2 protein-coding genes and 1 pseudogene are annotated in these 1224 nt (G+C 36.0%); all 3 read left to right on the forward strand.

The window, feature by feature from the left end:
- Nucleotides 1-99: pseudogene (locus tag ABID23_RS08205) on the forward strand (HNH/ENDO VII family nuclease); the annotation flags it as partial.
- 62 nt (nucleotides 100-161) lie between these two features.
- Nucleotides 162-743, forward strand: a complete 582-nt coding sequence (locus ABID23_RS08055; protein WP_354190984.1) for an SMI1/KNR4 family protein — start codon at nucleotides 162-164, stop codon at nucleotides 741-743.
- A 54-nt stretch (nucleotides 744-797) separates the two neighbouring features.
- A partial coding sequence (locus tag ABID23_RS08060) for an SMI1/KNR4 family protein (protein WP_354190986.1) occupies nucleotides 798-1224 on the forward strand: 427 nt, incomplete at its 3' end.

The raw sequence follows: 1224 nt of genomic DNA on the forward strand, positions 1-1224 counted from the left end.
AGAGAACAAAAAAACAGTAATTTAGGAGGAATAATTGATATGAAATGGAGTATCATAGGGATAGATTTTGACAGATGGGGACAGGAGCATCGGCAATAATGCTCTACGGTTGATGAAAAGAGAAAAAAGAAACTTATAGAATAATTTATGGAGAATAATTGATGAAAACCTATACCTTAGATGATGTTGCAGTATTAATTGATAAAGTGAATAAATATGATGATGAGATTATCAATTTTGGTACTGCAAAAAATGCGGTTGATGATCTTGTAATTGAAAAGGCGGAGAAAACTCTCGGCTTACAATTCACATCGTCTTACAAGAGTTTTTTAAAAAATTACAAAGGAGGGGAAATTGGTGGTGAAGAAATCTTTAGTCTTTATAAGGAGTGTGGGGAAGGTGTTCCTGTTGGTGATATTGTTTACCGAAACTTACTCGATAGAAAAGATGGTTTTGCGACACCAGAACAGCTTATCGTTTGTGATGCTGATTTTGATGAAACCTTTTATTTTGATTATACGCAGTTTAGGGATGGTGAATGCCCACTCTATGTCAGGTTTCCATTGGGCGATTGCGAATATTACGCCAGTGATTTTTATGAGTTCCTTTGCAAACGGATTATAGTACACGCGGGAGAAGAGATACCTGAAGGTGACCAACCGATTGAAAAGATTGAGCACACTCCCACTCCGCAACCTATCCCTTTTTACAAGAGTTTTTGGAAAAAACTATGGAAGAGGTGAAATTGATAGCGAGGAAATATGGAGCGTTTATCACGCAAGTTTTGAGGTTCATCTATGAAAACCTATACCTTAGATGATGTTGCAGTATTAATTGATAAAGTGAATAAATATGATGATGAGATTATCAATTTTGGTACTGCAAAAAATGCGGTTGATGATCTTGTGATTGAAAAGGCAGAGAAAGCTTTGGATTTGAAATTCACATCGTCTTACAAAGTTTTTTTAAAAAAATATGTAGGAGGGGAAATTGGTGGTGAAGAAATCTTTAGCATTTATGGAGATTGTGGGGAAGGTATTCCTGCTGGTGATATTGTTTACCAAAACTTACTCGATAGAAAAGATGGTCTTGCGACACCAGAACAGTTCGTTGTGAGTTATGATCTTGATGAAACCTTTTATTTTGATTATACGCAGTTTCGGGATGGTGAATGCCCACTCTATCTCAAGTATACATCTGAAGATTCCGAATATTACGCAAGTA

Origin of the sequence: Bartonella silvatica (assembly GCF_040545155.1) — a bacterium.
Lineage (GTDB): Bacteria > Pseudomonadota > Alphaproteobacteria > Rhizobiales > Rhizobiaceae > Bartonella > Bartonella silvatica.

Bases quoted from the DNA above. Each gene is read 5' to 3' on its own strand.
- ABID23_RS08055 (WP_354190984.1), top strand. From the start codon at position 162: ATGAAAACCTATACCTTAGATGATGTTGCAGTATTAATTGATAAAGTG.